General features: G+C 41.4%; 23 protein-coding genes and 1 tRNA gene. 18 read left to right on the top strand and 6 right to left on the bottom strand.

The window, feature by feature from the left end:
- Window positions 1-623: 623 nt before the first annotated feature.
- Window positions 624-881: a type II toxin-antitoxin system Phd/YefM family antitoxin gene (locus J7K63_08340; GenBank protein MCD6235027.1), complete on the bottom strand. Its 258-nt coding sequence runs from the start codon at window positions 879-881 to the stop codon at window positions 624-626.
- Between the two features lie 272 nt (window positions 882-1,153).
- Complete coding sequence (locus tag J7K63_08345) at window positions 1,154-1,762, bottom strand: RNB domain-containing ribonuclease (GenBank protein ID MCD6235028.1); 609 nt, start codon at window positions 1,760-1,762, stop codon at window positions 1,154-1,156.
- A gap of 85 nt (window positions 1,763-1,847) precedes the next feature.
- Between J7K63_08345 and J7K63_08350 the strand changes: the two genes are divergently transcribed.
- The 9 genes from J7K63_08350 to J7K63_08390 all read left to right on the top strand — a co-directional run bounded on the left by J7K63_08350 (window position 1,848) and on the right by J7K63_08390 (window position 9,371).
- On the top strand, window positions 1,848-2,078 hold the full coding sequence (locus J7K63_08350; GenBank protein ID MCD6235029.1) for a T9SS type A sorting domain-containing protein: 231 nt from the start codon (window positions 1,848-1,850) through the stop codon (window positions 2,076-2,078).
- 364 nt (window positions 2,079-2,442) lie between these two features.
- On the top strand, window positions 2,443-3,294 hold the full coding sequence (locus tag J7K63_08355) for an ATP phosphoribosyltransferase (protein ID MCD6235030.1): 852 nt from the start codon (window positions 2,443-2,445) through the stop codon (window positions 3,292-3,294).
- A 12-nt stretch (window positions 3,295-3,306) separates the two neighbouring features.
- Complete coding sequence (gene hisD / locus J7K63_08360; GenBank protein MCD6235031.1) at window positions 3,307-4,611, top strand: histidinol dehydrogenase; 1,305 nt, start codon at window positions 3,307-3,309, stop codon at window positions 4,609-4,611.
- Complete coding sequence (gene hisC / locus J7K63_08365; protein ID MCD6235032.1) at window positions 4,604-5,641, top strand: histidinol-phosphate transaminase; 1,038 nt, start codon at window positions 4,604-4,606, stop codon at window positions 5,639-5,641. Before hisD ends, hisC begins: the two co-directional genes overlap by 8 nt.
- Entirely contained in the window at window positions 5,638-6,729 is a 1,092-nt protein-coding gene (gene hisB / locus J7K63_08370) for a bifunctional histidinol-phosphatase/imidazoleglycerol-phosphate dehydratase HisB (protein ID MCD6235033.1), read from the top strand. The genes hisC and hisB overlap by 4 nt, the downstream gene beginning before the upstream one ends.
- Window positions 6,726-7,310: an imidazole glycerol phosphate synthase subunit HisH gene (hisH, locus tag J7K63_08375; protein MCD6235034.1), complete on the top strand. Its 585-nt coding sequence runs from the start codon at window positions 6,726-6,728 to the stop codon at window positions 7,308-7,310. The genes hisB and hisH overlap by 4 nt, the downstream gene beginning before the upstream one ends.
- A complete protein-coding gene (hisA, locus tag J7K63_08380; GenBank protein MCD6235035.1) occupies window positions 7,307-8,026 on the top strand; it encodes a 1-(5-phosphoribosyl)-5-[(5-phosphoribosylamino)methylideneamino]imidazole-4-carboxamide isomerase in 720 nt (239 codons plus the stop codon). The genes hisH and hisA overlap by 4 nt, the downstream gene beginning before the upstream one ends.
- Window positions 8,020-8,775 (top strand): imidazole glycerol phosphate synthase subunit HisF, encoded by a 756-nt coding sequence (hisF, locus tag J7K63_08385; GenBank protein MCD6235036.1) that lies wholly within the window; start codon window positions 8,020-8,022, stop codon window positions 8,773-8,775. The genes hisA and hisF overlap by 7 nt, the downstream gene beginning before the upstream one ends.
- Window positions 8,769-9,371 carry a bifunctional phosphoribosyl-AMP cyclohydrolase/phosphoribosyl-ATP diphosphatase HisIE gene (locus J7K63_08390; protein ID MCD6235037.1) on the top strand — a complete coding sequence of 201 codons (603 nt, stop codon included), beginning with the start codon at window positions 8,769-8,771 and terminating at the stop codon, window positions 9,369-9,371. Before hisF ends, J7K63_08390 begins: the two co-directional genes overlap by 7 nt.
- Before the next feature lie 87 nt (window positions 9,372-9,458).
- Here the strand turns inward: J7K63_08390 and J7K63_08395 are convergent, their stop codons facing one another.
- Window positions 9,459-10,022: a DUF2884 family protein gene (locus J7K63_08395; protein MCD6235038.1), complete on the bottom strand. Its 564-nt coding sequence runs from the start codon at window positions 10,020-10,022 to the stop codon at window positions 9,459-9,461.
- 135 nt (window positions 10,023-10,157) lie between these two features.
- On the opposite strand from J7K63_08395, the gene J7K63_08400 reads away from it, so the two are divergent.
- The 6 genes from J7K63_08400 to J7K63_08425 are packed head-to-tail and all read left to right on the top strand — an operon-like array spanning window position 10,158 to window position 15,488.
- Entirely contained in the window at window positions 10,158-10,757 is a 600-nt protein-coding gene (locus tag J7K63_08400) for a TetR/AcrR family transcriptional regulator (GenBank protein ID MCD6235039.1), read from the top strand.
- Window positions 10,741-11,640, top strand: a complete 900-nt coding sequence (locus tag J7K63_08405) for an efflux RND transporter periplasmic adaptor subunit (GenBank protein MCD6235040.1) — start codon at window positions 10,741-10,743, stop codon at window positions 11,638-11,640. The genes J7K63_08400 and J7K63_08405 overlap by 17 nt, the downstream gene beginning before the upstream one ends.
- Window positions 11,641-11,643: 3 nt before the next feature.
- Window positions 11,644-12,540, top strand: a complete 897-nt coding sequence (locus tag J7K63_08410) for an ABC transporter ATP-binding protein (GenBank protein MCD6235041.1) — start codon at window positions 11,644-11,646, stop codon at window positions 12,538-12,540.
- Entirely contained in the window at window positions 12,537-13,271 is a 735-nt protein-coding gene (locus J7K63_08415) for an ABC transporter ATP-binding protein (protein MCD6235042.1), read from the top strand. The genes J7K63_08410 and J7K63_08415 overlap by 4 nt, the downstream gene beginning before the upstream one ends.
- Complete coding sequence (locus tag J7K63_08420; protein ID MCD6235043.1) at window positions 13,272-14,366, top strand: ABC transporter permease; 1,095 nt, start codon at window positions 13,272-13,274, stop codon at window positions 14,364-14,366. It abuts the gene before it with no gap.
- 3 nt (window positions 14,367-14,369) lie between these two features.
- Window positions 14,370-15,488 carry an ABC transporter permease gene (locus J7K63_08425; GenBank protein ID MCD6235044.1) on the top strand — a complete coding sequence of 373 codons (1,119 nt, stop codon included), beginning with the start codon at window positions 14,370-14,372 and terminating at the stop codon, window positions 15,486-15,488.
- 222 nt (window positions 15,489-15,710) lie between these two features.
- On the opposite strand, the gene J7K63_08430 is transcribed toward J7K63_08425, so the two are convergent.
- From J7K63_08430 to J7K63_08440, 3 genes are read right to left on the bottom strand one after another with little or no spacing between them, the layout of a single operon-like run.
- A complete protein-coding gene (locus J7K63_08430; protein ID MCD6235045.1) occupies window positions 15,711-16,757 on the bottom strand; it encodes an aminotransferase class I/II-fold pyridoxal phosphate-dependent enzyme in 1,047 nt (348 codons plus the stop codon).
- The gene (locus tag J7K63_08435) at window positions 16,757-17,518 is read right to left on the bottom strand and encodes an NTP transferase domain-containing protein (GenBank protein MCD6235046.1); all 762 of its coding nucleotides are present in this window, start codon (window positions 17,516-17,518) and stop codon (window positions 16,757-16,759) included. The genes J7K63_08430 and J7K63_08435 overlap by 1 nt, the downstream gene beginning before the upstream one ends.
- A complete protein-coding gene (locus J7K63_08440; GenBank protein MCD6235047.1) occupies window positions 17,503-18,957 on the bottom strand; it encodes a phosphotransferase enzyme family protein in 1,455 nt (484 codons plus the stop codon). The genes J7K63_08435 and J7K63_08440 overlap by 16 nt, the downstream gene beginning before the upstream one ends.
- A 144-nt stretch (window positions 18,958-19,101) precedes the next feature.
- Here J7K63_08440 and J7K63_08445 point away from each other — a divergent pair.
- The 3 genes from J7K63_08445 to J7K63_08455 form a co-directional block, all read left to right on the top strand.
- Window positions 19,102-19,172 (top strand) — tRNA-Gly (locus J7K63_08445).
- A gap of 323 nt (window positions 19,173-19,495) precedes the next feature.
- A complete protein-coding gene (gene queA / locus J7K63_08450; protein ID MCD6235048.1) occupies window positions 19,496-20,548 on the top strand; it encodes a tRNA preQ1(34) S-adenosylmethionine ribosyltransferase-isomerase QueA in 1,053 nt (350 codons plus the stop codon).
- 247 nt (window positions 20,549-20,795) lie between these two features.
- Window positions 20,796-24,507, top strand: a 3,712-nt coding sequence (locus J7K63_08455; GenBank protein MCD6235049.1) for a hypothetical protein, incomplete at its 3' end; no start/stop codon positions are given.

Genomic DNA, 24,507 nt, shown 5'->3' on the forward strand with positions numbered 1-24,507 from the left:
ACTCCTTGACGCGCGCTTTCTTAAACTCCTCCGTAAAGGTTCTTCGCGGCCTTAAGTGAATTTTTGCCTTTCCCATAGATGACTTTTTCTCCTTCATTTTGTGTCAACCTATTTCAGGGAAAGACAAAATCATCCAATAAATATAGATTTCTGGTTTTTTCCGATTAAAAAACATAAACATTAAAAAATATTATAAAAATCGAAATAATATTGAATCTTACTAATAAAGTTAGCTATAACCACTCAATCAAAGCTAACCACTTAACCAAATAACTGTCAACTGACGACTGAGCACTGTCGACTAATCTGCCGACTGTCCACTGACGACTGTCCACTGACGACTGTCAACTGACGACTGTCAATACACCTCATCATGATTCCCAATATCCACCGGAATGATTGTGGATTCCTTAATGATGAATTCTATAATTATTCTATACGTGATGTTTATAGATACACTATAGATGTCCGCGAATTTTCTATGGATTTTATGTAATCGTAAGGAGGGATGTGCGGGATTAATTTCCAATAATTGTAATGTCTTCTGGTACTGATCTGTCAATTCCGGATGTTTTCGTATGAATTTTCGGGCGCGACGGGTATAGCTCTCGGTAAATATCAGTTTATACATCGGTGATTCTTTTAATATGCTCCTCAATATTATCGGGATAAATCCGTCCTTCTTTCCAATCCGTCAGACTTTCACGAATTGCACCGTCCAGTTCATATTTTCGTAGCTGATTGTATGCTTTAATAGGTATAACGACGAATTTTTCTTTACCACGAACGGTTATGACCGCTTCGGTATGTTCAGATATTGCTTTTTCGATCACCGAGACACCTTTTGTCTTAAGCTCATTGGCTGTAATTTGATATCGCATTGTTAATCCTCCTGTTAAGAATACGAATAATCGTACGATAAATCAAGTTATAAAGCGTTCTATTAAAAGGTTGAGGTTGAGGTTAAGGTTGAGGTTAAGGTTGAGGTTAAGGTTGAGCACGGTTCCCACTCCTCGCTACTCGTCCCTCGCTACTGATTGCAAAATAATAAGTGACGCGTGACTAGTGGCCCAATCATCCAATCGGCTGTCGAATGCTATAAAAACATAATACACTTATCAAAGTTATTATCAATGGTATATGTGTTGTTTTATCAAATCTCTTCTTCAATGTAAAATTCTGCCTGACATCGATCAATATCCACACGGACAAGCCGGACTGTTACCTTATCTCCTGGTGTATATTTGGTATTAGTATTGTGTCCTGTAAGCGTTTTATTTACCTCATCAAATACCCACCTGTCTTTTTTTAAACCCTGGATCGGAACAAAACCTTCGATATAAGAATTATCAATTTCTACCCATAAGCCATAAGACTTTACGTCTGAAACGAAACCCTGATAAATATCGCCGACATATTTTTTAAAATAACGCATTTGTTTTATGATATGATACTGACGTTCGGCTTCCATTCCTCGTAATTCTGCATCAGAAGATATGTTCGCAATTCGTTTCAATTTTTTTTTCAGATCTGGATCAGGTTTTTGTTGATTAAGATATTTTTTTAAAAGGCGGTGAACCATTAAATCAGGATAGCGCCGTATCGGAGATGTGAAATGGGTATAATCTTTAAATGATAATCCAAAGTGTCCCAATGGCTCGATAGAATATTTTGCTTTCATCATAGCCCGAAGGGCTGTACGCTTAACATAAGGGCTATCATTTTGCTTTAAAACATTTTCCAACGTCTGTTGAAATTTCACTGGGGTAACGGGGTGTTTAACGACATTGTAAAACGGATTTGAGCGACAATTAAAATTCCCTGTTAGGAAGAATAAATAATAAACTATCCGGGCAAGCATAAAAAGAAAGGGCTCGGATGGTTACAGACAAGCAGATAAGGAGATTGAAAAGGATGTTAGGACAGGAAAAGAAATCCAAACTCTTGTAAATTTTGTTCAATCTGCTGGAAAATATTCTGTGGATTTTGACGGCTCTAAATTGCCATCTGGAATTTATTTATACAAATTAACTACGAGTGCCGGTTCCAAATCCCAAAAAATGATAATCTTAAAATAATATAACATATTGAATATTTTTTTAAATGAAATCATCTAAACGTCTGAACGTCTCAACGTCTAAACGTCTGAACGTCTCAACGTCTAAACATCTCAACCTCTGAACCTCTGAACCTCTGAACGTCTAAACGTCTGAACGTCTGAACGTCTGAACGTCTAAACCTCTCAACGTTTTTCATTTGCATTTCATCGCCAATTCACTTTAGATTCCGACGAAATGAAGAAAACACTGAGACATCACCACCATCATCTTCACACATCCGTAGGAGGAACCGGGTAGGTCTCGTGTATAACCCAAAAATTTTCCAAGCCCGATTCCTTTGAGTCGGGCTTTTTGTATTCACTGACAAATTAAAGGAGAAAGTATGCTAACCTTAGCAATTCAGAAAAAAGGAAGACTCCATGACAACACCATGTCCCTCCTGAAGGACTGTGGAATTCGCCTGAGTAACGGGGGGAAGGATGGACTCATTGCCGACGCCGATAATTTTCCTCTCCGTGTTCTCTATTTACGGGATGATGATATCCCCGAATGTATTTACGACGGGGCAGCAGATATCGGCATTGTCGGTGAAAATGTCATTCAGGAGAAGCGGAAAGACTTAAAAATCATTAAAAGGCTGGGATTTGCCCGCTGTCGTCTTTCCATTGCCGTTCCCAAAAACATGAATATTTCCAAACCGGAAAATCTGAACGGACTCAGTATAGCTACGTCTTACCCTGAAATCCTGAGCCATTATCTGGATGAAAAAAACATACGTGCATCTATCTATGAAATCAGCGGTTCGGTGGAAATCAGTCCCGGCATCGGATTGGCTGATGCAATTTTCGATATCGTAAGCAGCGGAAGCACACTCCTGAGCAACGGACTGAAGGAAATCATCACCGTCATGACATCGGAAGCCGTTCTGGCCGGTAAAGAGCTTGAACCGGAAAAGCAGCAAATTCTGGATCAGCTTGTTTTTCGGTTAAAGGCTGTACGTGAAGCAGAACGGAACAAGTATATTCTTTTAAATGCGCCTGATGACAAACTGGATGCGATTACCCGTATTATCCCCGGCATGAAAAGTCCGAGTGTCATACCCCTGGCCCGTAAGGGGTGGTCTTCGGTTCATTCTGTTATCAGCGAAGATGATTTCTGGGAGAATATCGAGCAACTGAAAAAAACCGGTGCTGAAGGCATTTTAATTATACCCATTGAGAAGATGGTCCGTTAAGGAGGAAAAGCAGTGCAAAAATTGTATCAACCGAACATGAAATTTGTTGAACGCCTTTTCGACAGGAAAAACACACCCGATGCGGAGATGCTGAAAAAAACCATGTCAATCTTTAAATCCGTGAAACGAAACGGTGATGAGGCCGTGAAAGCATACACCCGAACTTTCGACGGGGTCGATGTATCCGGCCTGTGCATGCCCATTCTCATGGAAGATTTTGAATCCCGGGTGGATGATTCCCTGAAAGAAGCCATTGCCTGGGCTGCGGAAAATATCCGGACCTTTCATGAAAAACAGATTCCAGGTAAGAATGAAAACTATACTATAGATGTCCGTCCCGGCATATCCTGCGGATTGCGATATCTGCCCGTTGAAACGGCAGGAATCTATATTCCCGGCGGCACAGCGCCTTTGTTTTCCAGTGTCTTGATGCTGGTGATTCCCGCCCAATTGGCAGGGTGCAAAAAGATTGTCTGTTGTACACCGCCGGATAAAGAAGGCTCAGTGAATCCGGTGATTGGATATACTCTGGCTTACCTGGGGATTGACAGGGTTTACCTGGCCGGTGGCGCACAGGCTGTAGCCGCCATGACATACGGAACCGAGTCCATTCCCCGGGCAGATAAAATTGCCGGACCGGGAAATGCATGGGTGACCCTTGCCAAACAGGTGGCTTTTCTTAACGGGACAGGCATCGATCTGCCGGCAGGGCCCTCGGAGGTTGCCATTCTTGCTGATGATTCGGCTGATCTTGAATTTGTGGCGGCAGACTGTCTTTCCCAGGCGGAACATGGTTTTGACAGCCAGGTACTTGTAGTTACCACATCGGAACGGATTTATAATGACCTGATCCCGGAAATCACACGTCGGTTAAACCAACTGCCACGCAAAGACATGGCAAAACAATCTCTGGAAAAGAGTTTTCTGATCTATGTTCCAAACCTGGAAGATGCAGTATCCATCACCAATCTCTATGCCCCGGAACACCTGATTATCCAGACACGTGATGCCGAAACAATCTCAAAGAAGGTGGAAAATGCCGGTTCTGTCTTTGTTGGGCGGTGGACACCGGAATCTGCCGGAGACTATGCATCCGGGACAAACCATACCCTGCCCACATCGGGGAATGCAGCCCATACGGGCGGCGTAACGGTTAAAACCTTTATGAAAACCATGACGACACAGATGATCACACGGGAAGGGCTCAAAGAACTGGGACCCCGGGTCATGACGATGGCTCAGGCCGAAACACTGGATGGTCACTCTGAAGCAGTCCGGATCCGGCTGAAAAAACTTAAAGGATATACCAATGGATAAAATCATCCGGCAAAATATCCGCACATTGAAACCTTATTCCTCGGCCCGGGATGAATTCAAAGGAAAAGCCGAACTTTTTCTGGATGCCAACGAATCCCCCTGGGATGACGGGTCACAACTCAACCGCTATCCGGATCCCATGCAGCGAGATCTGAGAAAAAAAATTGCCGAATATTTCAAGGTGGATGAAGAAACCCTTTTCATCGGGAATGGCAGTGACGAAGCCATCGATCTGCTGATTCGTATCACGTGTGAACCGGGTGTTGACCGGATTGTCCAGTTTCCGCCTACATACGGCATGTATGAGGTCCAGGCCCGGATTCAGAATGCAGGCATTAAAAATATCCTTCTGAATGAGGATTTTACTTTACCGGTGGATGAATATACCAGGCATGTGGATACCAGGGATAAACTCACCTTTGTCTGTACACCCAATAATCCCACGGGAAACTGTTTTGATATCCGGGATATTGAAGCTCTTATAATGGTCACATCAGGACTTGTCGTCGTGGATGAGGCCTATATTGATTTTTCCGGGGCAGACAGCATGATTGGGAAAATCGGGCAATATGAGCGGTTGGTTGTATTGCGGACATTTTCAAAAGCCTGGTCTGCGGCAGGCATCCGGCTGGGTGTGGCAATTGGAAATCCGGAAATCATATCTTATTTGAATGCCGTCAAATATCCCTATAATATTAACCGGCTTACAGAAGAAAAAGCTCTTTCTCTGTTAGAAAAAAAAGAGACCTATGTAAAAAGACGGGGACTCATCCAAAAAGAGCGGGAAAAGATGTATCGGGCATTGGCCGGTTTCCCGGGTATTAAGACGGTATACCCGTCCGATGCCAATTTTCTTTTGATCAGGTTGAAAAACAATGCTGACAACCTGGTGAAGTCTCTGGCAGAACGGGGTATCATCATCCGAAACCGAAGCAGTCTGCCCCGGTGCGAAAATTGCGTGCGAATCACCATCGGACGGCCAAAGGACAATAATCGTTTGCTGGAAAACATGGAGGATATTTTATCATGAAAAGAGTCCTTTTTATCGACCGGGATGGAACCCTGCTCCGGGAACCGGAAGACGAACAGATTGATTCCTGGGATAAGTTTGAATTTCTTCCCGGTGTGATCCGTAATCTGGGGTATATTGCTGAAAACACCGATTTTGAATTGGTTATGGTTACAAATCAGGACGGGCTGGGGACAAATAGTTTTCCGGAGGAGAACTTCCGGCCGTTTCAGAATAAAATGCTTCAGATATTGAAAGGGGAAGGGATCACTTTCAATGATATTTTGATTGACCGGAGTTTTCCGGAAGATAAAGCTCCAACCCGTAAGCCGGGTACGGCCATGCTTACAAAATATCTTAAAGGGGATTATAATCTCACAGGTTCATACGTAATCGGTGACCGTCAAAGCGATGCGGATCTGGCAGGGAATCTGGGCGCAAAAAGTATCCTGATTACGGAAAATAAGAATCTGAAAGGAGATTTTCTTGTATCCTCCTGGAAAGAGATTCCTCTCATTCTCTGTTTTGAAGAACGAAAAGTGGAAATAAAGCGTGAAACACGGGAAACAAAGGTCTTTTTAAATCTCAATGTAGATGGCAGGGGGGATTCGGATATCCATACAGGTATCGGCTTTTTTGATCACATGTTGGAACAGGTGGGTTTCCACAGCAAAAGTGATTTAAAAATCATTGTGCAGGGAGATCTTCAGGTGGATGAACATCACACCGTGGAAGATACGGCCATCGCTCTGGGACAGGCTTATAAAAAGGCGCTGGGTGATAAGAAGCAGATAAACCGGTATGCTTTTCTTTTACCCATGGACGAATCTTTGGCTCAAGTGGCTCTTGATTTTTCCGGCCGTTCTTATCTTCAATGGGATGTAAGCTTCACCCGGGAAAAGATTGGAGATATGCCCACTGAGTTGTTCAAACACTTTTTCGAGAGTTTTGTCCGACATGCAGAATGTACACTCCATATTCAGGCAAGAGGAGAAAACGAACACCACATAGCCGAAGCCATTTTCAAAGCTTTTGGAAAAACACTGCGGCAGGCGATGGCACGTCACCCCGAAAACGCCGACACGGCCAGCACGAAAGGAGTCCTGTGAAAACCGGTATCATACGTTATTCCGCCGGGAATATCTATTCCGTTGCCATGGCTCTGGAAAGGCTCGGGGCTTCCTACCTTGTTAGCGACAATCCGGAGCTTTTAAAGACCTGCGACCGCATGATTTTTCCCGGTGTGGGTGAAGCGGCATCGGCCATAAAAGACCTTGAATCAAAGGGACTTACAGAATTTATTAGAAGTTATGAACGCCCGTTTTTGGGAATATGCCTGGGGATGCAGATACTGTGCAGGGATACGGAAGAAAACAATGCGACGGGATTGGAGATTTTCAGTCCAAAGGTCCGAAAATTCCAGGGAGATCTGAAAATCCCCCACATGGGCTGGAATACCCTGCACAAACTGAATTCGGTTCTATTTAGTGGTATTCCTGAGGGATGCAGCGTCTATTTTGTCCACAGCTATTATGCTGAATTATCCGATCAGACCTCTTCCCGGTGTGGATACGGAAAAGATTTTTCATCCTCCCTGGAAAATGGGAATTACTACGGTGTACAGTTTCATCCGGAAAAAAGTGGTGAAACAGGTTCGAAAATCCTTCAAAACTTTCTGGAGAAGACATGATTATCATTCCGGCGATAGACATTATGGATGGACAGGTTGTCCGTCTTGAAAAAGGAGAATTTTCCCGGAGGAAAAACTATGATACCGATCCTGTTTCACTGGCACAATCCTATAAAACCGCCGGATTTTCCCATCTGCATGTTGTCGATCTGGACGCGGCAAAGACGGGCAAGCCGGTCAATCAGTCATTGATAATTGAAATTACCGGTAAAACCGGACTCCGGTTAGATGTGGGCGGGGGGCTGAGAAGGGAGGAGGACATTGCCTGTTTCCTTGATCATGGGGTTTCAGCCGTAAATATCGGAAGCCTGGCAGTGACAGAACCGGAAAAGACATCCGAACTGATTCGAAAAATTGGCGGGGACAGGATTTATATCAGCCTGGATTTACTGGGAGATGATGTACGCATAAATGGTTGGCAGGAAAAAGCCCGGATCAAATGGCAGAATCTCATGCAAACCCTCATTGAAGCCGGAGCGAAAACATTTGTCATGACGGATATCAGTCGGGATGGCATGCTTTCCGGAATATCTGAAGCATTCTACACAAAAATTCTGAACAGTTTCCCGGATATTCACTTAATTGCCGGCGGTGGAGTTGGCGGCTTGGAAGATATCCGGATGCTGGACCGGTTGGATGTCTATGGTGTGATTACAGGGAAAGCCCTGTTAGAAGGAAAACTGAAAACCGAAGAACTGTCGGAGTGGTTATGCTGAAAAAACGCATTATCCCCTGTTTGGATATTAAAAACGGGCGGACGGTAAAAGGAGTAAATTTTATCAATCTTCAGGATGCCGGTGATCCTGTGGAACTGGCACAGGCCTATTCGGATCAGGGTGCCGATGAACTGGTTTTTCTGGATATTACCGCTACGGTGGAAAAACGAAAAACACTGGCTGAACTGGTTCGAAATATTGCACGGGCTATCAATATCCCATTTACAGTCGGTGGCGGGATATCCTCAGTGGAGGATGTGAATATTCTTCTGGATTCCGGCGCGGATAAAATCTCCATAAATACTTCCGCCGTCAATAATCCGGATTTAATTGATCGACTGGCAAGTCGTTTTGGAAGCCAGTGTGTGGTTTTAGCTTTGGATACAAAAAAGATAAATGGAACGGACATTGTCTTCATCCATGGTGGCAGGACTCCTACAAAGAAGAAGACATTTGAATGGATGCAAGAAGGAACAGAGCGGGGGGCAGGTGAAATTTTGCTTACATCCATGGATCATGACGGGACAAAACACGGATTTGCCCTGGAACTCACACAAAAAGCCTCCGAAAGGGTTAAGGTTCCGGTCATTGCCAGTGGCGGCGCCGGAACCATGGAACACTTTGCCCGTGTATTCAAAACGGGGAAAGCCGATGCAGCCCTTGCAGCTTCTGTATTTCATTATGGAGAAATAAAAATACCGGAATTGAAAACATATCTTTACAATCAAAATATCGAGGTCAGATTATGATTGATTTCAACAAATCGGGCGGGCTCGTTCCTGCAATTATTCAGGACAGCCGGAGCGGAATCGTACTCATGCTGGGTTACATGAACCGTGAAGCCTATGAAAAAACAGTGAAGGAAAAAAAGGTCACCTTTTTCAGCCGCAGTCGGCAAAAACTCTGGACAAAGGGAGAGACGAGCGGGAATTTTCTTACTGTAAAAGAAATTCTCACCGATTGTGATAAAGATACACTTTTAATTAAAGCTGTGCCCGTCGGCCCCGTTTGCCATACAGGGGCTGACACCTGTTTTAATGAAGTCAACCAGTTTGATTCACTTGTATTTTTACAATCACTGGAGACACTCATTCAGGAAAGAAAGAGAGAGTTACCGGAAAAATCCTATACAACCCGCCTGTTTCGGGAAGGGATTTCTAAAATCTCACAAAAAGTGGGTGAAGAAGCCGTGGAAACGATTATTGAAGCTATGAAAGAAGATAAAGAGCACTTTAAAGAAGAAAGTGCAGACTTGATATATCATCTATTAGTCCTGGCAACTGCACTTAATGTAACCCTCAGTGAAATTGTGTCGGTTCTTGAAAAAAGACATTTCAGCAAATAAACATTTCAAAAGAATCTGTTTATATAATTAAAAAAAGCCCCGGGATTTCTTCCGGGGCTTTTTCACCAACTCATGATCAAAGGAACCCTAAAACCACGATAACTTATATAAGGCGTCCACACGCATTTTCAGTCTTTTGTGATTCTTATTCAGATCATCTGAAAGTTCTTCAATCCTGTCTCCATATTTTTCAAGCTCATCCGCTTTAGCCTTAACATTTGAGGATTTCACTTCGATATCTTCCTCAAAGTCTTCAGCATCATAGAAGGGACTCAACATTCTCAGAACACCTGCAACGGCTGTAACCCCGATTTTCCCGGCTTCTTCTGCAATATCTGCGGCCTTATCAACCAGGATTTTAATTTCTTTTTTCATACTATTGCAGAGAGTGAAATACTCCACAGCGAGTTTTTGTTCATAAGGATTTAGTTTTACTTCCTGACCATTGATAAAGAGTTTTCCATCGTTATAAATCTTCACATTCTCCGAGGATCTGTTTTCAGGGTATATCTTCACATACTCTGAATGAAAGGAAAATCGAAGATCCTTATTGGAATCTATCAGATTCATATCATCAAAATCATGAATATGCATGGCTCCCAGGGCAAGGGGAAGCAATAACATAAAGAGTATAGGTGCGATTTTTCTCATTTTTTGTCTCCTTTTTTGATAAGAGTACGGTAACAGAATAATCGTTGTCTTTTTTATATAAAAATCTTTGAAAAAAAAATCAAAAGAGTTTAAATTAACCAAATGGTTAAACCATACAGTTAACTTGGAGGTATCATGTCCGGTGCACAGACAAAATTAATGATTCTGAATGCAGCACGGGATGTCTTTATGGTTAAGGGCTATGATGGCGCCCGGATGCAGGAAATTGCTGACAGGGCCGGAATCAACAAAGCAATGCTCCATTATTACTTTCATACAAAGTATGAACTTTTTCAAGAAGTGTTTTATCATATTATGGATCTTTTTTTTCCGGTCATTCTGAAGACACTGGAGGAAACAATCTCAATAAGGGAAAAGATTAGCATTATTGTGGACAGCTACATGAATTTCTTTAAGCAATATTCATTTATCCCTGCTTTTATCATGAGAGAAATGACACATCAACCGCACTGGTTTACACAATATCTCAAATCACATGGTGTAAATCCGCCGGAAATCATTAAAAATCTTGAGGAAGATCAACTGTCAGAAATGGATGCAAAGGATATTGAGCACCTTATTGTAAATATTCTCTCGCTTTGCATATTTCCCATTGCTGCAAGTCCGGTATTGAAAGAGATGATTTTTGAAAATAGTGATATTGATTGGAAACGTTTTATCGATGAACGAAAACAGGTGATCAAGGAGGTCATATACAATGCGTATAAGCTTTAACCATGTATTTAAAACAATAATAAGCCTGATGATTGTTGTTTTAGTCCAATCTTGTTCTGAGGAAGCACGTGAATTTGATGCTCAGGGTAATTTTGAAACGGAAGAAATTCATGTATCTGCCCGGGAAAGCGGCATACTTTTATGGAGCACCTTCAAGGAAGGTGAAAAGCTGTTTCGTGGGGATACAGTTGGATTAATTGATACTATGATGTTTCATCTGATAAAGGCGCAACTTCTTGCCCAACGTGATCTTATTGATTTTAAACATCGGTCCGTTGATGCAGAAAAAGCAGTACTTCATGCCCGGTTAAAACCTTTATTAAACGATTTAAAACGGTTAGAAGCATTATATGAATCTGATGTTGCAACGCAACAGGAGCTGGATCATTTACAGGGTAATGTTGAAACACTCAAAAAACAGCTTGAAGCATTGGATGTGAAAGAAGAAAGTATCAGGCATGAAAAAGATGTTCTCGATAAACAGATACAGCAGATAGATCTTCATCTCAGGCAATGCTACATCATAAATCCGGTAAGTGGCACTTTGATAACCCGATACGTTCAACCGGGTGAATTGATTCAGCCCGGCAGATATTTATATACAATAGCGCCATTGAATCCTTTGACGCTCCGTGCATATATCAGTGGTAATCAGCTTTCGGAAATAAGCATAGGTGATACGGTTACGGTATTAACCGACAGTACAAATGGATATCAAACCCATCAGGGTATTGTCAGGTGGATTTCATCTGAAGCGGAATTTACACCCAGGCAGATTCAAACACGGGAAGAACGTGTGGATCTGGTTTATGCTATCAGAATTGATGTACCCAATCCGGATGGAGTTTTAAAAACAGGAATGCCGGCAGAGGTTATTTTTTAGAATATGATAGAACTCCGGGAAATAAGAAAATCGTTTGGGGCGGTTCATGCCTTGAAATCTGTAAATCTATCAGTATCCAAAGGTGAACTTCATGGCCTTATTGGTCCGGATGGTTCAGGGAAAACCACACTTTTCCGCATACTGACCACATTATATCTTCCGGACAGTGGTATTGCAACCATTGGAGGAATGGATGTTGTAAAATCCTATAAGAAAATTCGGCGGATTCTCGGATATATGCCTGGAAAATTTTCATTATATCAGGATTTAACAGTCGAAGAAAACCTCAAATTCTTTGCTGCTGTATTTAATGTCCGTGTAAAAGATAATTATGAGCTTATTCGTCCCATTTATTCACAAATTGAACCTTTTAAAAAACGCCGTGCAGGTGCTTTATCGGGAGGAATGAAACAAAAACTGGCCCTGTCCTGTGCGCTTATTCACAAGCCGGAGGTTTTACTGCTGGATGAACCAACAACGGGTGTTGATGCAATCTCACGTCGGGAATTCTGGGATATGCTGGATCATTTGATTTCTTTAGGATTGACCATTCTTGTCTCGACACCCTACATGGATGAAGCTGCCCGATGTCACAAAATCTCACTCATTCATGAAGGTGACATTTTCAAAACGGGATCTCCTCAAATGATTGTTCAGGATTTCGATCGGATTCTCTACTCATTAAGAACTTCACAGCGGTTGCAAATGCTCAGGTACTTACGAAGCAGGAATGAAGTATATCTTGCATATCCCAGCGGTCAATCCATTCATTTCAGTTTTCATAAATCGCAGAATAATATTGAGAGAATCATTGTATCATCCGGTATTCCGTATGCACATTTACACCAAATTTCCCCTGAAATAGAAGATTTTTTTATGGAAAGGCTTGGGAAGTCGTGAAGGATAAACCCATTATTACTGTAAAAAATCTCACAAAGAAATTCGGTCATTTTATTGCAAATGATGCCCTGACTTTTGATGTCTATCCTGGAGAAATATTTGGTTTCCTCGGAGCCAATGGGGCAGGGAAAACAACAGCCATGCGAATTTTATGTGGTTTATCAAAGCCGAGTAGTGGTGATGCTTATGTTGCAGGGTATTCAGTAAAAAAAGCTCCCGAAAAAATCAAAAAACGCATCGGATATATGAGTCAGAAATTTTCCTTGTATGAAGATTTGACTGTTGAGGAAAATATTCGTTTTTACGGCGGTATTTACGGCTTAAAGCGAAAAGATTTATTAAACCGTATGGAAGAATTATTAGATCGTCTGGATATTAAATCAATACGTCATCAGATAATCCGTTCTGTACCGACAGGATGGCGACAGAAACTGGCTTTTTCCATTGCTATCCTGCACAAACCTGTCATTGTATTTCTGGATGAACCGACAGGTGGCGTGGATCCGGCGGCACGGCGTCAGTTCTGGGAACTTATCTATGAAGCTGCAGACAATGGAATCACTGTTTTCGTCACAACACATTACATGGATGAAGCTGAATATTGTGATCGCGTATGTATTATGACCGAAGGACGGATTGTGGCCCTGGATACACCGGACAATTTGAAAATGATGCATCAATGTAATACAATCGAAAATGTTTTTATCAAACTCGCCAGGAACCATGAATAAATGAGACGTTTTATCGGTTTTCTTAAAAAAGAATTTCTTCACATTTTTCGTGACTCCCGAACCCTCGTATTCTTGTTCGGAATACCTGTCGCTCAGCTTCTCATCTTTGGTTTTGTTATTGTGAACGATATTAACAATATTGATGTTTTAATTGTAGATCATTCAGGAGATGAAGTAACCCAGGAAATTATTCAAAAGTTATCGGGTAACCCTTATTTTCATATTATTTCCAGTCAGAATACTGAACCGTATGAAGATTTATTTAAGAAAGGTACGATTCAGGAAGTTATTGTTTTCGAAAACAATTTATCCCGGAAATATTTCATTGAAAACACGGCATCTGTACAGTTGCTGGCAGATGGATCAGAACCGAATAAAGCACATTTAATTGTCAATTATACCCAGGGGGTTCTTCAGAATTATTTCTCTAAAGCCAACCCTGATTATTCCAACCCCAATTTTAATGTTCGGATGTTTTTTAATGAGGAACTCCGGAGTCCCTATGTTTTTGTCCCGGGGACAATGGCTTTAATTCTAATGCTCATATCTGCGATGATGACATCTATATCCATAACCCGGGAAAAGGAGATGGGATCCATGGAAATCTTACTGGCATCACCCATGAGACCCGTTCAAATTATAGCAGGAAAGGTTCTTCCCTATTTGTTTTTATCAGTTATAAATGCCGGAATCATTATTTGTCTGGGTTATTATGTTTTTCAGGTTCCCATTGAAGGCAGCCTGATACTTTTAATGGCAGAATCCATATTATTTATTGCCATGGCCCTTGCTTTGGGTATCATGATATCGGCTATATCTCCAAACCAGATGGTTGCCATGATGATATCAATGTTTGCTTTGATGATGCCTACAATGCTTTTATCAGGATTTATTTTCCCAATTGACAGTATGCCCGTCCTGCTTCAATGGATCAGTGCTTTTATGCCTCCCCGGTGGTTTATTCTTATTCTGAAACGGATAATGCTGAAAGGAGTAAATTTCACCTATATATGGAAAGAAACAGCGATCATTGCAGGAATGTTCATATTCTTTCTGATGGTTAGTATCCGGAAATTTAAAATCAGACTGGAATAGGGGATGAGACAGCTTATTACTTTGATACAAAAAGAGTTCATTCAGATATTTCGCAATCGCACTATGTTGCCTATCATTTTTCTTATGCCATTAATTCAAATGGCCGTACTGGTATTTGCCGCGACGTTTGATCTGAAACATATTGACGTTGCCGTGGTGGACCCTAAGCCAACGCAGTCGTCCCGGCGTATTATTGCCTCACTACAAGGTAATCCGTTATACTCCGTGAACAGGTATACCGGTGTAACGGATGCTGAAAAAAGTTTTCTCTCTGATGAAAATGACCTCATTCTTGTTTTTCCGACACATTTTGAAAAAAAAATACTTCATGATGGTTTTGAAGTTCAGATTCTTGTTGATGCAGTGGACAGCCGGAGTGCCCAGCTGGCTGTCGCCTATCTACAGGAAACTCTTATGAACCAAATTCCGGGAATACTTATGAATGTTTCCGGATTATCTGAAAGATCAATTCAAAAAGCCCGGTTACATGTAATTCCCAGATATCTGTTTAATCCTGAATTGGATTATAAGCAATATATGTTTCCCGGATTACTTGTCGTTTTAACGTCTGCTGTTGGAATTTTCCTGACAGCCTTCAATATTGTCAGGGAAAAAGAAGTAGGTACGATTGAACAAGTGAATGTCAGTCCTATCCACAAAACAGTTTTTATTGTGGGAAAGCTTATTCCTTTCTGGATTATTGCAATGTTTGAAATGGCTTTTGGGTTACTCATCGGACATTTGTTTTATAATATTACTGTTGCAGGTCCCCTTGGGGATTTATTTATTTTTACAGGGGCATATTTACTATTGGGATTGGGACTTGGGCTCCTTATCAGCACATTTGCTCATACGCAACAACAGGTCATGTTTCTGAGTTGGTTCTTCATGATGATTTTTATTCTGATGAGTGGAATTTTTACATCTACGGATAGCATGCCGCTTTGGGCTCAGAAAGCAAATATTTTAAACCCAATGGCTCACTTTATGAAGGTTATCCGTATGATCATATTAAAAGGATCCTCTTTATCTGATGTCATCCGGCCATTTCTTTTTATTATAAGCTATGCTTTTGTTGTGCTGTTAACGGCCATTATCAGATACAGAAAGAATGAAATTTAAGAACAGGCTGAAGATTTAACGGTTTGTTTTCAGACTGTCCCGATTAAAATCCAAAGCGGAAAAAAAAGGGCGGCTCTGTCACGCATTCAGCTGTCCCATGATATGTCATAAAATCCTTCTTATTGAATTAGAATGTTCATCAAGAGTCTTAAGGAGAAAGACCACTCATAGCTTATAGCTCTGATTCATGACTCAAACTCATCACGGTTATCGGGCAGGTTTCTAATTTGCGGACGTATCGGAGTGCAAAACTTTTTCAAAAATTCTTATTGCTCTTTCCGTCATTTCATCATCGATATGCAGGTGAAATACAGCCCGCAGTCGGGTAGGGGAGACCGGGAGAATATCCAAGCCGTGTTTCATCAATTTTTTTTGCAATTCTGCTGCAGGGCATTGTATAACATCAATCATCACTATATTAGTCTGGACCGTCTCAAGATTAACGGCCAATCCTCTCATTTGGGCAAGTTTACCGGCAAAATATGCAGCTCTGGCGTGATCCTCGATGAGTCTTTCGATATGATTTTCAAAGGCATACTCTGCCGCTGCGGCCAGATAACCGGACTGACGCATACCACCGCCGAAGACTTTCCGCCAGCGTTTCGCTTGATGAATGAATTCAGCAGATCCTAAAAGCATACTGCCTACAGGCGCTCCCAGTCCTTTACTAAAGCAAACTGACACTGATTCAAAATACCGGGCATATTCATGGAATGGGATATCAGTCGCCACATGGGCATTCCAGATTCTTGCACCATCCAGATGCATTGGGATATGGTATTTATCTGCTATCTTCCGTATATCCTGAATATTTTCAATGGGGATTATAATCCCACCGCCCCGGTTATGCGTATTCTCCACTTCAATCAGTGACGTAGGAGCATGGTGTACATTATCACCAAAACGGAGATTTTCTTCAACTCTCTTCGGATCCATGATTCCGTTATAACCATTCAGCGGTCTGATTTGTACACCGGATAAGAGGGCAGGTCCTCCACCCTCAAAGTTGTAAATATGGGCACCGATATCACAAATTATTTCCTGTCCGGGCTGGGTATGGGTCCGGATGGCAATTTGATTGCTCATCGTTCCGCTGGGGACAAACAATCCGGCTTCCTTGCCAAAACGCTCTGCCACTTTTTTCTGAAACCGAATAACTGTAGGGTCATCACCAAGGACATCATCGCCTACATCGGCTTTCATCATGGCTTCCAGCATCGCCGGGGTGGGCTTTGTAATTGTGTCGCTGCGTAAATCAATACGTTTCATTAAATCTCCGTCAAGCGTTTAAAATGCTGTATGTTCATTTCCCTCAGCACTTTCAACGAGGGAGGCTTACCTGCGTCGTACCAGTGAGTTACATCCTGTTCCAAACCAAAGATATTATCACTTTCCGATAAATGCAGAAACCAGGGAATCACTGAAAAAACGTCCTCTTCAGGTAAATGATTTAGCAGCTCCGGATTCAATGTATAAATTCCATTGAAGGCCAGAGGTTTCAGTTGCTCACTTGCTTTTCCGACGACAATTCTTTCACTTGTTTTTCTGTTTTCCCAGCCACAGAGTTTCATGGTCTGATTAAATAACAGGTAGCGGTTTGTTTTTCTGTTTGAAACGAGAAGGAGAGCATCCCGGGAAAGTGACAAACATTTTTGCATAAAGTCAGATAAATTCAGGTCTGAAAATATATCCACGTTATGAACAAGAATATGGGAGAAATTCTCAAGAATAGGCCGTGCTTTCTTAATAGCGCCCCCTGTATCCAGTAGTTTTTCTTTTTCAAGAGAAAGGTGGATATGGATGTCCGGATTGATCTGTTGGTACTCTGTGAGCCATGCGATGAGTGTATCGGCATGGTGGTGGATATTGATGACAAAATCAGTAATACCACAAGCCTTTATTTTTTTTAAAATCCAATAAATCATGGGTGCACCATGAATTTCAACAAGTGCCTTGGGAACCCGCTCTGTTTCTTCTTTTAAGCGTTTCCCCTGTCCGGCAGACGGAATAAAGGCTATGAATCGTTGCATATCCATGATCCTTGTTCCCGGTGATTCAGGATAACATTCAAATCGTATTTATCCAGAAGGTGTCGTGCAAGTGCCTCGGCACAGTATACCGACCTGTGTTGTCCGCCGGTACACCCAAAATTTACCTGCAAATGGGAAAAATGCCGTTCAATGTAAGATTCCACCGTTTGATCCACAATCTGATAGACATTCACCAGAAAGTCGTTTATCTCACTTTCTTTATTAAAAAACCGGATAACTTCCTCATCTTTACCTGTAAGAGTTTTGTATTCATCATAGCGTCCCGGATTGTGTATTCCCCTGCAATCGAAAACGAATCCGCCGCCGTGTCCATGAGGATCTTCCGGTAACCCCTTATGATAGGAAAAACTATTGATGGTGACCGTTAAATCGGATTTTTGAAAGTTTCTTGTATATTTTTTCAGAGCTTTTGATTCAAGCATCTCTTCCAGGACATGTAAAAGCGTGGGAAGTTGGATGGGCCATTCCACATTTTTCAAAAGCCATTCCACATTTTTCAGGGCGTAGGGGATGCTTTGAAGAAAGTGCCGTTTTCTCTCATAGAAGCCACGGTATCCGTAAGAACCCATAGCCTGCATAATCCGGATAAGAACATAGCCATAATAATATTCGATAAATGCTTCCCGATTTACAGGAATATATCGCTCCAATCGGTCCAGGTAGTATTCCAGCAGATAAGATCGGATATCATAAGGGATGTCCGCCTTTCCATCCCACAAAAGAGATGCCAGATCATACTGGAGAGCGCCTTTGCGTCCACCTTGATAATCGATAAACCATGGGTCCAGGGATTCTCCTCTCAGCATGATATTCCGTGATTGGAAATCGCGGTAAAGAAAATAATCACAATCCACCTGAAGAAGAAAACCGGACAAACGGTTAAAATCATCCTCCAGAAGCTGTTCATCAAAGGGAATATGAGCCAGTTTTAGAAAATAGTATTTAAAGTAAGACATATCCCACATCATGGATTGTTTATCAAAACTGTCCCGGGGGTAGCAGACACTAAAATCCAGACCGGACCGTCCTTCTATTTGAAAACGGGGGAGGATTTCCAATATTTTTTTATAAACATTAATAAGAGTTCCCGGAAAAATCTGAGATGTTCGTACCTGGCGGGAAAAGGAAAAAAGAGTCAGATCTCCCAAATCCTCCAAAAGATAACAATTGTTTTTAAGGTCCTCACAATACAGTTTCGGGACTGGGAACCCTTTATCCCTAAAGTGTTTCGTAAAATTTAAAAAAGCAATGTTCTCTTTTCTGTCCGGATTGGCGGCTGCAATAAAAGTTTTTCCGGAAGAATCCGACAACCGATAATAATGACGGTCTGATCCGGATCGGGGCAGAGGGGAGACCGCTTTGGGATATTCTCCGGAAAATTGCTTAAAAAGCTCCGATACCCTTTCCCTTTCTTTCATCAAATTCCTTTCGATACAAATTTAGATTAATTTAAAGAAAAGGGGGTGAAGTTCAAAATGGCTTCGTATCGTCTATGGGCTCATGAACCCATAATTCCTTGAGTTCATCAAAAAATTCACCTATATTTTCCAGCTTTTTGATCTGCGGGTGTAGTTCAATGGCAGAACACCAGCTTCCCAAGCTGGATACGAGGGTTCGATTCCCTTCACCCGCTCATTTTTCCATTCCTTGAAGTTCAAATGAAAAAAAATTAAATTGTTATCAGTTATTTGAATCGTATCAAAAGGGAATATAAAGGCTATGAAAAAAAATCATTTCATTATTTTACTGATCAGTCTTGGTGTTATCGGACTGATTTTTCTCTTATGGTGGTACGTCATTCGTGAATCCTGAAAAGTATGCCTGTCAGACTCGTGAATTCCATACCAGGAAAATCTTTCAGCTCAAAACGCCTGCCCATCATTTTTATCGAGTGATTTCCTCCTGAAAAATATATAAAGACGATACAACCCGAAATTCAGAGCTCAAAACTCAACAATGTATAAAAAAGACCAAAATCCCCTTTTCTATCGAGACACTTACGATTATGACCTTCCGGAGGAACTGATAGCCCAGTATCCATTAAAAGACAGAGATCATTCCAGGCTTTTAGTATTAAACCGTAAGACCGGTCATATAGATCACATGACTTTTGATTATCTGCCTGATTTACTTCATCCTGGTGATTTGCTGGTTTTTAATGAGACCAAAGTCATTTCAGCCCGGTTAAAGGGTAAAAAGGCAAGTGGGGGTAAAGCAGAAATATTTCTTTTAAATCAAAAAGATGAATCCCATTGGGAATGCCTTGTTAAACCGGGCCGGCGTATACGTCCAGGGACGGTCGTCCATTTTTCTGATACATTCAAAGCAGAAATCATTGATGTTCTTGAAGAAGGGGGGAGGTTAGTCAGGTTTACATGGGAAGGCGATTTCTGGGATGTCCTTGAAAAATATGGCCAGATTCCTCTTCCTCCTTATGTTCATCGTGAGCCGGAGCCGTCGGATAAGGAGAATTATCAGACTGTTTATGCCCGAAAATATGGCTCTGTGGCGGCGCATACTGCCGGACTCCATTTTACACGAGATATTTTAGACAGATTATCACAAAAAGGTGTGGAATCTGTTTATGTTAATCTCCGTGTTGGGTTAGGTACTTTCAGACCGGTGAAAACAGAACGTATTGACCAGCACACCATGCATCGCGAATTTTGTGAAATATCCACTGACACCGCGAATGCCGTAAACAAAGCACTGAACGAAGGCCGGCGTGTTATAGCCGTTGGAACCACCTCCACACGAACTCTGGAAAGTTTTGCAGTTAACGGAAAAGTACATTCCGGCGGACATTTTACAGATATTTTTATTTACCCCGGTGGAAGACCTATTCAAATTATAAGCGGGCTTATTACCAATTTTCATATGCCAAAATCCACGCTTCTTATGCTTGTCTCTGCATTCGCCGGATATGAAAATATTATGAATGCCTATCAGATTGCCGTTCAGGAAAAATACCGCTTTTTCAGTTATGGGGATGCCATGGCAATATTTTGAGAATTGAGCATACTGAGTGTTGCATCTCGATACGACCACGTGTGGTATGCTACTCGATAAACATGATGCTTTTTGGATTTTATGGTTTTTATTATGGAAATGAAATTTAACTTAATAAAAAAACAACCTCTGTTTCATGGATTTTGTTGTATAAAAAAAGGCTTTTGATTACTTTTAAATTATAACAATACATATAATTGATTATCAGATATGAAGCATTAAAGATGATGCTGAAGGAGATCAAAGGATGAAAGCTTTAAAAATATTTTTAATGATTTTAGCTCTTGCTATCGTATCATGTGACTGGTTCATGAACGAGCCGCCAACGTGTATTATTACCAATCCTTTGGATAGTATGTCTTATGATATTGGAGAAGTCTTATATATATCCGTTGAAGCAGAAGATTCGGATGGAGAGATTTCTTACGTCCAGTTTTATATCGATAATGTAGCCATCACATCAATCGATTCATTCCCTTGGACATATATATGGAATACTGCCGGAAAAGATGAAGCATCCTATAAAATTAAGGCCATTGCGTATGACAATGATGATGATTCAAAATCAGATGAAATTATCATTTTTCTTGAAAACAGCGCCCCTGTCGCTTTTTTTACTGTGGATTCCACTCATGGACACACACAGTCTGTTTTTCGTTTTGACGCAACCCGGACCTATGATACATCAGATGATTCTTCCACACTTTTAATACGCTGGGATTGGACAAATGACGGAACGTGGGATACCAACTATTCAACAGAAAGGATCGCAACGCATCAATTTGAAATCCCTGGAACGTACACCATCCGGATGGAAGTCAAGGACAGCTATGATTTAACATCAGAAATGATACTCATGGTGTATGTAGAGCCCTACAATTCAGCACCGACAGCCAAATTCCGTTTTACTCCGAAATCACCGGAAATGGAAACAGAGGTAACATTTGATGCATCGGAAAGCTTTGATCTTGAGGATGAATCTCAGACATTGGAAGTTCGCTGGGATTTTGAAAGTGATGGGAGTTGGGATACGGGCTATTTGGTCACAAAAACTAAAACGTATACCTATTCAAAAGATGGAACATACCGTGTTAAGCTGGAAGTTCGTGATTCAGGCGGATTGACGGATACTTTAACTAAGGAAATTACTGTTCTTTATAAAAATCAGGCTCCAACAGCATCCATACAGTGCTCACCTTCTTATGGTGATACACAAACCCGATTTACCTTTTCTGCTGCAAAATGTCAGGATCTTGAAGATGAAACAAGTGTATTGGAAGTGCGATGGGATTGGGAAAGTGACGGGGAATGGGATACAGGATTTGACACTCTGAAAGTCATTACACACCGTTTTTCAAACCAGGGAACATTTACCGTGACTCTTGAAGTTCGGGATTCGGAGGGATTGTCGACAACAGCGACAAAAGATGTCTTTGTATCGGATTATAATTCTGCGCCGACAGCCAAATTTATCATTACTCCGGAATCAGGCGATACAGAAACACATTTTACTTTTGACGCCTCTCCTTCTTTTGATTCGCAGGAACAAACATCTGCACTTCAGGTGCGTTGGGACTGGGAGAGCGACGGAGAATGGGATACCGGTTATTCCCAAACCAAAACGATTACTCATCAATTTTCTGAAGCCGGTTCATACAGGATTAAAATGGAAGTGATAGACAGCGGTGAATTGACAGATACCATATCTCATGTTTTAATTGTGAATTATAAAAATGAAGCACCGACTGCTTCTTTCACCAATACACCCGAACACGGAACCACAGAAACTCTTTTTTATTTTGATGCATCATCCAGTGTTGACATTGAAGATCCTGTTTCAGAATTAAGTGTCCGCTGGGATTGGGAAAGCGATGGTATGTGGGATACCGGTTACAGTACAACAAAGACAACGACACACACATTTGATGTAAGTGCCACATATACAGTCCGGCTTGAAGTAAAAGATACTGATGGTGGAACAGGCACTGTTGAAAAAGATATTTTTGTTGCCGATTACAATTCTGCACCTACAGCTTGTTTTACATATACACCTGAGAACGGCAATACAGAAACTGTTTTTACTTTTGACGCATCAACATCCTTCGATAATGAAGAGACCCCAACAAATCTTCGGGTTCGTTGGGATTGGGAAAATGATGGAACATGGGATACCGGATATTCCACAGCAAAAACTGCAACACATCGATTTAAAGTAAGTGGAAATTACACAGTAAAACTGGAAGTTCAGGATTCCGGTGATTTAACATCCACAACAACACATACAGTGCAAGTCTCCCATAAGAATACAGCTCCTGTAGCTGTATTAAACGGGAATCCCAATTATGGAACAACTGAAACAATTTTTACATTTGATGTATTGGAAAGTTCTGATTTAGAAGATGATTTATCAGATTTAATCGTCCGTTGGGACTGGGAAAGTGATGGAATTTGGGATACCGGTTTTGATACAAGCAAGATGATAACATACAGTTTTACAAAAGATGGGAATTATACTGTAAAGGTTGAGGTCAGAGATACAGAAGAATTATCCGGATTTGATACTAAGGAAATCTTTATTTCACAATTGAATACAGCTCCTTCAGCACGATTTGTTATAGATCCTTTGTCCGGTGATACTGAAACTCAATTCACTTTTGATGCTTCAGATAGTTATGATAACGAAGAGGATAATGAATATCTCCAGGTTCGTTGGGATTTTGAAAATGATGGGATTTGGGATACAGGCTATTCGACACAAAAAACAGCCACACATCGTTATGATTCAGCCGGTATCTATCAGGTTCTGATGGAAATAAGAGATAGTGGAGAATTAACGGATACAATCAGTCATAAAATTACTATTATTTATAAAAATACTCCTCCAATTGCTGCGTTTTTAGTAGATCCAAGTTTCGGCAATACTGAAACACTTTTCACATTTGACGCAACTATTTCATCGGATAAAGAAGATGCGATAAAAGATTTACAAATTCGCTGGGATTTTGAAGATGATGGGATATGGAATACTGATTTTGATACTTCAAAAACGATAACCCATCAATTTCCTGTTGGCGGCACTTACCCGGTTAAGCTGGAAGTGATTGATACTGAAGGACTTACACATAGTACAAAAAAAGAAGTTATAGTAGCAAATATCAATACGGCGCCTACTCCAATTGCTGAAGTGTCGCCTTTGATTGGAAATACACGAACCGATTTTACCTTTGACGCATCAAAAAGTTATGACAAAGAAGATGCACAGGCATATCTGCAGGTTCGCTGGGATTTTGATAATGATAGTATATGGGATACAGAATATTCAACAGACAAAATATCACAATTCAGATACAAAGATGCAGGTACATATCTGGCGAGTTTACAGGTGAGAGATCGTGGAGGGATGACAGGTGACACTTTAGTCAATGTTATTGTTGAAGAATATGTTAATACAGCGCCTGTTGCGTTGTTTTCAGTGGATCCCACCTCCGGGCCGCCCGAGACACTTTTTCATGTTGACGCCACGTCCAGTTACGATTATGAAGATGAACTTGCGGATCTTCAGGTTCGTTGGGACTGGGAAAACGACGGGATATGGGACACCGGATTTTCCTATAAAAAAACAGCAAGTCATTTGTATGATAGTGACGGCACATATACAATAAATATGGAAATCCGTGATAGGGAAGGATTAACAAACACCAAAACGGGGACAGTTGTTGTTTCATCAACAAATAATGTTCCAATAGCGGTGATCAGCAGTGATGCGAACAGTGGAGACACGGAGACGGTGTTTAGCTTTGACGCATCGGGATCTTCGGATGCTGAAGATGCGTTGGCCTCTCTTGAAGTGCGTTGGGACTGGGAGAGTGACGGATCCTGGGATACGGGTTACAGCACCACAAAGACTCTCACGCATACATTTACCACGGCAGGTAATTACACAGTGACCCTGGAGGTTC

Source organism: Candidatus Neomarinimicrobiota bacterium (genome assembly GCA_021157965.1).
Lineage (GTDB): Bacteria > Fidelibacterota > Fidelibacteria > Fidelibacterales > Fidelibacteraceae > Fidelibacter.

Bases quoted from the DNA above. Each gene is read 5' to 3' on its own strand.
- hisB (MCD6235033.1), top strand. From the start codon at position 5,638: ATGAAAAGAGTCCTTTTTATCGACCGGGATGGAACCCTGCTCCGGGAA.
- J7K63_08440 (MCD6235047.1), bottom strand. From the start codon at position 18,957: ATGAAAGAAAGGGAAAGGGTATCGGAGCTTTTTAAGCAATTTTCCGGA.
- hisF (MCD6235036.1), top strand. From the start codon at position 8,020: ATGCTGAAAAAACGCATTATCCCCTGTTTGGATATTAAAAACGGGCGG.
- hisA (MCD6235035.1), top strand. From the start codon at position 7,307: ATGATTATCATTCCGGCGATAGACATTATGGATGGACAGGTTGTCCGT.
- queA (MCD6235048.1), top strand. From the start codon at position 19,496: ATGTATAAAAAAGACCAAAATCCCCTTTTCTATCGAGACACTTACGAT.
- hisC (MCD6235032.1), top strand. From the start codon at position 4,604: ATGGATAAAATCATCCGGCAAAATATCCGCACATTGAAACCTTATTCC.
- J7K63_08435 (MCD6235046.1), bottom strand. From the start codon at position 17,518: ATGCAACGATTCATAGCCTTTATTCCGTCTGCCGGACAGGGGAAACGC.
- J7K63_08420 (MCD6235043.1), top strand. From the start codon at position 13,272: ATGAGACGTTTTATCGGTTTTCTTAAAAAAGAATTTCTTCACATTTTT.
- J7K63_08400 (MCD6235039.1), top strand. From the start codon at position 10,158: ATGTCCGGTGCACAGACAAAATTAATGATTCTGAATGCAGCACGGGAT.
- J7K63_08430 (MCD6235045.1), bottom strand. From the start codon at position 16,757: ATGAAACGTATTGATTTACGCAGCGACACAATTACAAAGCCCACCCCG.
- J7K63_08405 (MCD6235040.1), top strand. From the start codon at position 10,741: ATGCGTATAAGCTTTAACCATGTATTTAAAACAATAATAAGCCTGATG.
- J7K63_08355 (MCD6235030.1), top strand. From the start codon at position 2,443: ATGCTAACCTTAGCAATTCAGAAAAAAGGAAGACTCCATGACAACACC.
- J7K63_08410 (MCD6235041.1), top strand. From the start codon at position 11,644: ATGATAGAACTCCGGGAAATAAGAAAATCGTTTGGGGCGGTTCATGCC.
- J7K63_08395 (MCD6235038.1), bottom strand. From the start codon at position 10,022: ATGAGAAAAATCGCACCTATACTCTTTATGTTATTGCTTCCCCTTGCC.
- J7K63_08425 (MCD6235044.1), top strand. From the start codon at position 14,370: ATGAGACAGCTTATTACTTTGATACAAAAAGAGTTCATTCAGATATTT.
- J7K63_08340 (MCD6235027.1), bottom strand. From the start codon at position 881: ATGCGATATCAAATTACAGCCAATGAGCTTAAGACAAAAGGTGTCTCG.